Genomic DNA, 8,138 nt, shown 5'->3' on the forward strand with positions numbered 1-8,138 from the left:
AATCGGGTATGGAAACTCAAGCTTATTGAGGAACATAACCCCGAATGGGCGGATTTGTATGACAGCTTAACTACATGAGAAGATTGGATTCCCGCCTTCGCGGGAATGACGGACAAAAAAACAAAAAATTGGGGGAACTCCACAAAAATAATACTTGACAAATTTTGTAAAGTATTTTACTTTTTATTTATGCTTAAGTTATCCACAAAAGGACAGTATGGTGTCAGGGCGATGTTTGAGATAGCGAAAAACTATTCAAAAGGGCCTATTACGATTAAGGAAATCTCTGAAAGGCAGGAGGTCTCTGTTGCCTACCTCGAACAGATACTGAACAAGCTCCGCAGGGAAGGACTCATAGAAAGCCATAAAGGCCCTGGAGGAGGCTATGTGCTGAGCAGAAAGCCTGAGGAAATCAGCGTTGGCAGTATCCTCAGCGCCCTTGAGGGTCCTGTTGCCATAACATCATGTCTTGACCCAACTGCAGAGGGCTGCAGCAGGGTAGATATCTGCGTAACAAGGATGCTCTGGAAGTCTCTCGGAGAAAAAATAGAGCAGTTTCTTGAAACAATCAGCTTGAAGAACCTTTTAGAAGTCGGAGACTCGACTCCACGAGAGGAATCAGAGGCAATTCTGGCCTTATCAAGGCCTAAGGAATAAATGTCTGATAGAATGGAAAGCGAAAACAAGTAATGGCGACTGCTTCGACAGGCTCAGCAGAGGTTCCATTGAAATTCCTTGATAAGCCGATAAAGGCAGATAAGACAACTGACATTATATATATGATGTGTCCGATGCATCTCCTTACGATCCAGCAGAAATTAAAGGAGATAAAGGTCGGAGAGGTCCTCGCTATTCTCACAGATTATGATGGAGCGCTTGAGGATATCCCGATGTGGTGTGAAAACACAGGCAATGAATTTATTGGCGTGGTAGATGCTTCTGACCACTATACATTTTATATAAGAAAGCTGAAGGATTAATTATGAGAAAAGTATACCTTGACCATGTTGCAACAAATCCCCTTCATCCTGAGGCCCTGGAGGCAATGCTTCCATACCTGAAGGAAAACTTCGGAAATCCGCTTAGCATCTATGAGTTAGGGCTAAAGGCAAGAGAGGCAATTGAAGATGCGAGGGGAAAAGTCGCAGCCCTTATAAATGCGAATCCACAGGAGATAATCTTTACCTCAAGCGGAGCAGAGGCTAATAATTTTGCCCTAAGGGGTATTGCCATAGCACATCAGAATAAAGGCAATCATATAATAGTTTCGAGGATGGAGCATCATTCTATCCTTAATTCTGCCAGATTCCTTGAAAAATCAGGTTTTGCCGTGACCTACTTGCCGGTGGATAAATATGGCACAGTAAACCCTGAAGCTGTAAAAAAGGCAATAACAAAAGAGACAACCCTTATATCAATAATCCATGCAAGCCCTGAGGTTGGCACAATCGAGCCGATAGCAGATATTGCAAGGGTTGCAAAAGACAGGGGCATATTTTTTCATACAGATGCTGTTGCCTCCACAGGCAATATCCCGATTGATGTTAATGCCCTCGGCGTTGATCTGCTTTCAATGGCTGCTCACCAGTTCTATGGGCCAAAAGGAGCTGGCGCACTTTACATGAAAGAGGGCATAAGAATTACGCCTTTAATTTATGGCGGGATTCAGGAAGGCGGCCGCAGGGCAGGCACTGAAAATGTCCCATCCATCGTTGGAATGGGCAAAGCCGCAGAGCTCGCCAGAAAGGATATGGACAGGCGCATCAGCCACATAAAACCTATGAGGGACAGGATAATAAAAGAGCTGTTAAAAACTGATCATATATATTTAACCGGTCATCCTGAAAATAGACTGCCCGGACATGCGAGCTTTGCTGTTGAATATATAGAGGGTGAATCCATGCTCCTGCTCTTAGCAGGCAAAGGAATATATGCAGCCAGCGGCTCTGCCTGCACATCAAAGGCACTGAAGGCTTCTCCTGTGCTTCTCTCAATGGGCATACCCTCAAACATTGCGCAGGGCTCTGTTGTTTTCACACTCGGTGAAGGGACCACAGAAGCAGATGTGGATTATCTCATTGAAACCCTTCCACAAATTATTACAAGATTGCGGGAGATTTCACCTTACGGCAAAGGCTGGGATCATCCAGAAGACCTGCTGATGCAAAAAGAAAGGACTTAAAATGTATAGTGAATTAGTAATGGAGCATTTTACAAATCCAAGAAATGTCGGTGAAATACCTGACGCAGACGGCATAGGAACCGAAGGAAATCCCGTATGCGGCGATGTGATGAGGATTTATATCAAAGTCAAAGACGGCCGCATCTCTGACGCCAAGTTCAAAACCTTTGGCTGCGGCGCAGCCATTGCTGTAAGCAGCATGGTAACCGAGATGATAAAGGGCAAGACCCTCGATGAAGCCCTTGAAATTTCCAAAGAGACTGTGGCTCAAGCCCTGGGAGGCCTTCCACCACAGAAAATGCATTGCTCAAACATCGGTGCAGAGGCACTCCACAAGGCAATTGAAGACTACAAACAAAAACATAGTAGCAGATAAAAATTTTTCTAAGATCTCAAAGATTATTTTTTGATGAAACATTCATGCTGACAAAGTCGGCACAAAAGATAATGAAAATATCAGCCACAAGACTTTCACAGACTAAATAAAGAAGAAAATAAAAAGGTATAAAGATAAGAAACTCAACTTCTTGTTTTTTCTTTAAGTCTGTGTAAGTCTGTGGCAAAAAAGGGCATTTCTTGATGAAAAAAATATTCGGAAGACCAGAAAGCCTTAAACCAGTACCCTTTCGTCTGTGCCCCGGGTGTGGACACGGGATATTACATAGAATAGTCGCTGAACTAATCGATGAATTTGGAATAAGGGAAAAGACCATAGGCTTTGCGCCTGTGGGATGCGCCGTCTTTGCCTATGACTATTTTAATTTTGATATTCTTGAGGTGGCTCATGGCAGACCCCCAGCAGCAGCAACTGCAATAAAGCGCCTGCTTCCTGACAGATTTGTTTTTACGTACCAGGGTGATGGCGACCTCGCTGCAATCGGGACTGCAGAGATAGTGCATGCAGCCAACAGAGGAGAAAATTTTACAGTAATCTTCGTTAATAACGCTACATATGGAATGACCGGCGGACAGATGGCTCCCACAACACTCTTAGGGCAAAAAACTACCACCACGCAGGAGGGTAGAGACGCAAAAATAACAGGATACCCCTTGAAGGTATCTGAAATGCTCTCTGTTTTAGATGGAACGAGTTTTATCCAGAGGACATCTCTGGATTCTCCCAAAAATGTCCTCGATACAAAAAAGGCATTAAAAAAAGCCTTTCAGTATCAACTCGATGGTAAAGGCTTTAGTTTTGTGGAAGTACTATCTCCGTGTCCAACAGACTGGTGGATGAGCCCTCAGGAAGCTATCTCATGGATGAGGAAAAACATGATTATCACCTTCCCTCTGGGGGTGATAAAGGATAAGTATAAAGTGAGGTAGGAAAAATTGTTAGGATTAATAATTGCAGGGTTTGGCGGGCAGGGTATTCTTTTTATTGGAAGACTTCTTGCCCATGCTGCTATGTTAACGGGAAAAGAAGTTACATGGTTTCCTTCCTACGGAGCAGAAATACGGGGCGGCACTGCAAATTGCACAGTAATAATCTCTGATGAAATGGTTGCCTCACCTGTTATTCAAAAACCAGACGCCCTTATAATCATGAACAAGGCCTCCCTTGAAAAATTTGAGAATAGATTAAAAACAGGCGGACTTTTAATCATGAACCAGTCACTAATTAAGACTGCCCCACAGCGTTCAGACATTGAAGTAATTGCTGTGAAAGCCAATGATATAGCTGAAGAGATTGGAGACAGCCGTGTTGCAAATGTGGTAATGCTCGGAGTATTGATTGGTAAAACAGGCATACCGGACGTGGATATAACTCTCAGGGCACTCAGAGAAATCATTCCAGAACAAAAACAGAGCATGTTAACTGTAAATGAAAATGCCTTAAAACGGGGGATTAAGGAAGTTGATTCGAAGAGCCAATGTCCATGACATAAAGGCAATCCATCATCTTGTCAATCAATTTGCCAGGAGAGATGAGATGCTACCCCGTTCTTTAAATGAACTCTACGAGAATGTCAGAGATTTTTTTGTCTATGAGAACAACGGGAAAATTCTCGGCGCCTCAGCCCTCCACATCCTGTGGGAAGACCTTGCAGAGATAAGGTCTGTCGCAGTATCAAAGGAACACCAGCGGGCCGGTATCGGAAAGAAACTTGTAGAGAAATGTTTAAAGGAAGCAGGGGCGCTTGGAATAAAAAATGTATTCGCCCTTACATATCATCCTGGGTTTTTCAAAAAACTTGGATTTAAAGACATTGATAAGAGCAAACTCCCGCAGAAGATATGGGGAGACTGCCTCAAATGCCCCAAATTCCCTGAGTGCGAAGAAGTGGCGGTTATAAAAGAAGTAGAGAGTAGAGAGTAGAGAGTAGAGAGAGACTATAGTAAACGTATTAATTATTGTTACATATTCGAGCATTGAACTCGGATTAATGCGTTTGCATTAAGTGGTAAGTTGAATCCTTATATACGAACCTTTTCTTAATTCTTCTATATGCTCCAGTAGTTTTCTGTTCAACTCTTTTTCTATGAGATAGAATTCTATCTCATCTTTCACTTCATAGAATTTTTTATCTCCGAAGGATTTTTTATTCTCTTCGTAAAATGTCTCTATCTCATCAACAGGAATACGTATAAAGACCCTTACCCTTCTCTCAATATATTCTTTGACAATGGCATCTTCATTGCCTCCTGGCACGTCTATGCCAAGTCTCTTTGCCTGCCTGATAAGGAGGGTCCTGTTTATCATCCCGTTTAAGACCTCAGCTTTGAGGGTCTCTGTAGCTTTTACCCCTGATCTTAAAGCATTTTGATAAGCATTCTTAAATTCACTCAGTGTTATAGCCTCATCATCTACAATAGCCACAACCCTTTCGATAACCTCGGCACTAACGACAGTGACAAGTGATAAGTGACAAGCGACAAGTAAAAATACAAAAAATATCTTTTGTAGTTTCTTAAACTGTTTACAGCTCACTGTTCACACTCACTTTATTTGGTTCTTCTGATATTTCTGTGAGTAGCCGCAGGCTTTAGCCTGCGTAATTTACATTTCCCATTTCCCATTTCTTAGAATGCATGGCCAAGACTGAAATGTAATTCACCAGGACTCTCACCCGTTTGCCTGTTTAACTTATGCCCGTAATCAATCCTGAATGGTCCTACAGGAGTTTTGTATCTTAACCCCAGGCCGGTAGTGTATCTGAGGTCTGTCTCCATATCTTTTATTTCATGCCAGACATTTCCACCATCAACAAAGGCCACCAAACCAAAACCTCTGCCGAGGGATGCGCGAACTTCAGCATTTATAAGGGCAAATGCATTTCCTCCAGTTGGATTACCATCAAAGCCCTTTGGCCCGAGGGTGTCCTGGTCATATCCCCTTACAGTAGTCCTCCCGCCAAGAAAAAACCTCTCAATCAGAGGAAGCTCTGATGGTCCAAAACCCTCAGCAATGCCTCCTCTTAAAGAAATGGCCAGCACGAGTCCTTTTTTAATTTTGAAATACCAGCTACTGTGAAATATCGCCTTTAAAAATTCCGTCTCAGAGAGAAATGCCTTGCTTGCAAATTTCAGTATAATACCGTTAAGAGAGCCAGCAGTCGGGTCAAAGGGATTATCCCGGGCATCGTAAAATAGCGAAGGTGAAACACTGCCTATTCCGAGCGTCCCGGTATCCTCTCTTGTTAAAATAACGCCTGGCGCTACATCTGTTGTTTTAACAAGAGAGTATTCATAATTTAAATTTGCCTTCAAACGCTCTGTGAGGTCTTTTTCAATCCCGAAAATAAGCGATAACCTATCAATCACATAAAGCGTCTCTCTGGTATCTAAATTAATTGCCCTCCTGTGTTCCCTGGTAAGATAAGATTTAAAAGGCAGCGGGTTCCCAAAAAACCATGGCTCTCTATAGCTTAAAATATATCGCGACTCTATGGAGCTCAATTCGGCTCTTAAACCTATCTGCCTGTTGTATCCCCAGAGGTTGCGGTAACTGATGTCAAAGAAGCCCCTGAATCCCTCATAATCGCCATAACCAAGGCCGAATTCCACGGCCCCGAAATTACCTTCCCTGAGAGATACGACAACGTCTTTTACGTTGTCTTCTGCTGGAAAGGATTCAAATGAAATATCGCTGAACAATCCAAGTCTATGCAATCGCTCCTTGCTCTTCAATAAACTCTCAGAACTATAAGGCTTCCCTTCTTTTAGAACGAACTCCCTGCTGACCACTTCATCTTTTGTCTTTTCATTCCCCCTGATAATAAGTTTTCCCATAAAATACTGTTTGCCTTCTGTGATTTTATAGGTTATAAATGCCTTATCAACATCTATCCTGCTTTCGACATCCACATGTGCGTCAATATAGCCGTAACGTCCGTAGAGGTCTAAAACTCTATATCTCGCATCCGCTACATCAACATCATTGTAAGGAGAGGCCTCACGAAGCTGTAAAACTTTTTTAATTTTTTCGGTTTCAATAAATTTATTGCCAACAATATCAATCTTTTCTAATCTTGTCTGAGGCCCCTCATAGACTGTTATTTCGAGGATTGCTTCATTGGTGTCTTTTGAGATCAATTTTTTGAATTCTTTTATTTCGGCCTTGAGATAACCAAAGGCATTGTAAAAAGCAATAATTGCCTCCCTGTCATTTTCGATGAGATATTCATCAAATGAGTCTCCCTCTTTCAAGGACATAATCTCTTTAATTGCTTCAGGGGGATAACCAATTCCTGTAAATTTTATTTCTCTCAGCACTATCTCCTGCCCTTCGTATATAAAAAATGTCAGGGCTGTGAGGTCATCCTTTTTCTCCAGCCCTGCTATTACCTGCGCGGCATTATAGCCCTTCTGCCTGTAAAGTCTGAGTATTCTCCGCGACGCCTCCTCGATAATGCCTTCGTTTACATCCCTTGCCTCTTTAAATGGCATTTCCTCCAGCAATCTCTTTGAGCTGAAAATGGTATTCCCCTCAAATGCGATATTTAACATATAGCCAGGGACAACAGGTATAAAAAGCTCTCCATCTTTAAACTCATACGGGCCAACCACAGGGTTGATATAGCCATGTTCTTCATAATATTCTCTAATTCTTTTAATGTCTTTATCCACTCTGCCTATATCAAGGATGTCTCCTTCGCTAATTTTTACCATATCTCTAACTTCCTCAAGTATAGTTATCTTCTGCACTATCAAAGGCGACCCTTCTTTGATCTCTACAAACAGGTTAACCCAGCCTGGCTCAATATCTTCTTTTGCCGAAATTGATATTGCTGCCTCTAAAAACCCCTTTGACCTATAAAATTGCACAAGGTCCCCTATCGCATTATCGAGGAATTCTTCCCTGAATTCTTCTCCCTTTTTAAAAAGCAACGCATCTCTGATTTTTCTATTAGCTATATTGTCGTTGCCTGCAATATTTATCTTTTTAATCCTCAGGACTTCTGTGACAATATATATGAGTTTTATCCCGTCATCAAATGGCGATACATCTGCCTTTATGTCAAGAAAAACCCCCTTTTTAAATGCACGCTTTATACCATCTCTTAATGCACCTGGATTGATAGTGTCACCAATTTTCAGGCCTATCATATCAATTAGCAACTGCCTGTCAATACGTTTAAGGCCTTCAACCTCGATTGCTTTAATTTTTCCCTGATGGAAGGTTGTAGCTTGAATATCAGAAACAGAAAACAGAATATAGAATATAGATAACAGATAACAGAATATAAATTTTTTAAGTCTGCACTCTGGACTCTGTGCTCTGTCCTCTATCATTTAAATTCGAACCTGAACTTAAAATCTGCTCCCACGCTTCCTCTCTCATCTCTCAGGCCTACAAGGGAAAGATTTTTGTTTATAAGATATTCAAGTTTCAGGATGTGTTCTTCAGAGGTGCCTATGGGCGTTGAGTAAGTTACAAAAATCTTCTCACCGAGCAGGCGTTTTCCAACCGTAACCCTGGGGCTGACCGAACCGAGCGTAGAGGTAGAAGGAT

Annotated in this window: 10 protein-coding genes; 7 read left to right on the forward strand and 3 right to left on the reverse strand. The window is 42.1% G+C overall.

Translation table 11 applies throughout. The annotated features are described in order from the left end of the window. Positions 1-189 precede the first annotated feature (189 nt). The 7 genes from HZC12_06555 (at position 190) to HZC12_06585 (ending at position 4,502) form a co-directional block, all read left to right on the forward strand. Positions 190-657: an Rrf2 family transcriptional regulator gene (locus HZC12_06555; protein MBI5026371.1), complete on the forward strand. Its 468-nt coding sequence runs from the start codon at positions 190-192 to the stop codon at positions 655-657. 32 nt (positions 658-689) lie between these two features. After that, positions 690-980 carry a sulfurtransferase TusA family protein gene (locus HZC12_06560; protein MBI5026372.1) on the forward strand — a complete coding sequence of 97 codons (291 nt, stop codon included), beginning with the start codon at positions 690-692 and terminating at the stop codon, positions 978-980. 2 nt (positions 981-982) lie between these two features. After that, a complete protein-coding gene (locus HZC12_06565; protein ID MBI5026373.1) occupies positions 983-2,182 on the forward strand; it encodes a cysteine desulfurase in 1,200 nt (399 codons plus the stop codon). Position 2,183: 1 nt separating this feature from the next. After that, positions 2,184-2,558 (forward strand): Fe-S cluster assembly scaffold protein NifU, encoded by a 375-nt coding sequence (gene nifU, locus HZC12_06570; GenBank protein MBI5026374.1) that lies wholly within the window; start codon positions 2,184-2,186, stop codon positions 2,556-2,558. 203 nt (positions 2,559-2,761) lie between these two features. Continuing rightward, positions 2,762-3,508 (forward strand): 2-oxoglutarate oxidoreductase, encoded by a 747-nt coding sequence (locus HZC12_06575; protein ID MBI5026375.1) that lies wholly within the window; start codon positions 2,762-2,764, stop codon positions 3,506-3,508. A gap of 6 nt (positions 3,509-3,514) precedes the next feature. Continuing rightward, on the forward strand, positions 3,515-4,066 hold the full coding sequence (locus tag HZC12_06580) for a 2-oxoacid:acceptor oxidoreductase family protein (GenBank protein ID MBI5026376.1): 552 nt from the start codon (positions 3,515-3,517) through the stop codon (positions 4,064-4,066). Continuing rightward, positions 4,041-4,502 carry an N-acetyltransferase gene (locus tag HZC12_06585; protein ID MBI5026377.1) on the forward strand — a complete coding sequence of 154 codons (462 nt, stop codon included), beginning with the start codon at positions 4,041-4,043 and terminating at the stop codon, positions 4,500-4,502. Before HZC12_06580 ends, HZC12_06585 begins: the two co-directional genes overlap by 26 nt. 78 nt (positions 4,503-4,580) lie before the next feature. Here HZC12_06585 and HZC12_06590 read toward each other — a convergent pair whose 3' ends face one another. The 3 genes from HZC12_06590 to HZC12_06600 form a co-directional block, all read right to left on the reverse strand. Continuing rightward, a complete protein-coding gene (locus HZC12_06590; GenBank protein ID MBI5026378.1) occupies positions 4,581-5,114 on the reverse strand; it encodes a SurA N-terminal domain-containing protein in 534 nt (177 codons plus the stop codon). 92 nt (positions 5,115-5,206) lie between these two features. Continuing rightward, positions 5,207-7,918: an outer membrane protein assembly factor BamA gene (bamA, locus tag HZC12_06595; GenBank protein ID MBI5026379.1), complete on the reverse strand. Its 2,712-nt coding sequence runs from the start codon at positions 7,916-7,918 to the stop codon at positions 5,207-5,209. Next, a partial coding sequence (locus HZC12_06600; protein ID MBI5026380.1) for a translocation/assembly module TamB domain-containing protein occupies positions 7,915-8,138 on the reverse strand: 224 nt, incomplete at its 5' end. The genes HZC12_06600 and bamA, both read right to left, overlap by 4 nt.

Source organism: Nitrospirota bacterium, from assembly GCA_016214385.1.
GTDB lineage: Bacteria > Nitrospirota > Thermodesulfovibrionia > UBA6902 > JACROP01 > JACROP01.

What these genes read in the sequence shown, in the direction of transcription:
- HZC12_06560 (MBI5026372.1), top strand. Translation starts at nt 690, where the DNA reads ATGGCGACTGCTTCGACAGGCTCAGCAGAGGTTCCATTGAAATTCCTT.
- nifU (MBI5026374.1), top strand. Translation starts at nt 2,184, where the DNA reads ATGTATAGTGAATTAGTAATGGAGCATTTTACAAATCCAAGAAATGTC.
- HZC12_06565 (MBI5026373.1), top strand. Translation starts at nt 983, where the DNA reads ATGAGAAAAGTATACCTTGACCATGTTGCAACAAATCCCCTTCATCCT.
- HZC12_06575 (MBI5026375.1), top strand. Translation starts at nt 2,762, where the DNA reads ATGAAAAAAATATTCGGAAGACCAGAAAGCCTTAAACCAGTACCCTTT.
- HZC12_06555 (MBI5026371.1), top strand. Translation starts at nt 190, where the DNA reads ATGCTTAAGTTATCCACAAAAGGACAGTATGGTGTCAGGGCGATGTTT.
- bamA (MBI5026379.1), bottom strand. Translation starts at nt 7,918, where the DNA reads ATGATAGAGGACAGAGCACAGAGTCCAGAGTGCAGACTTAAAAAATTT.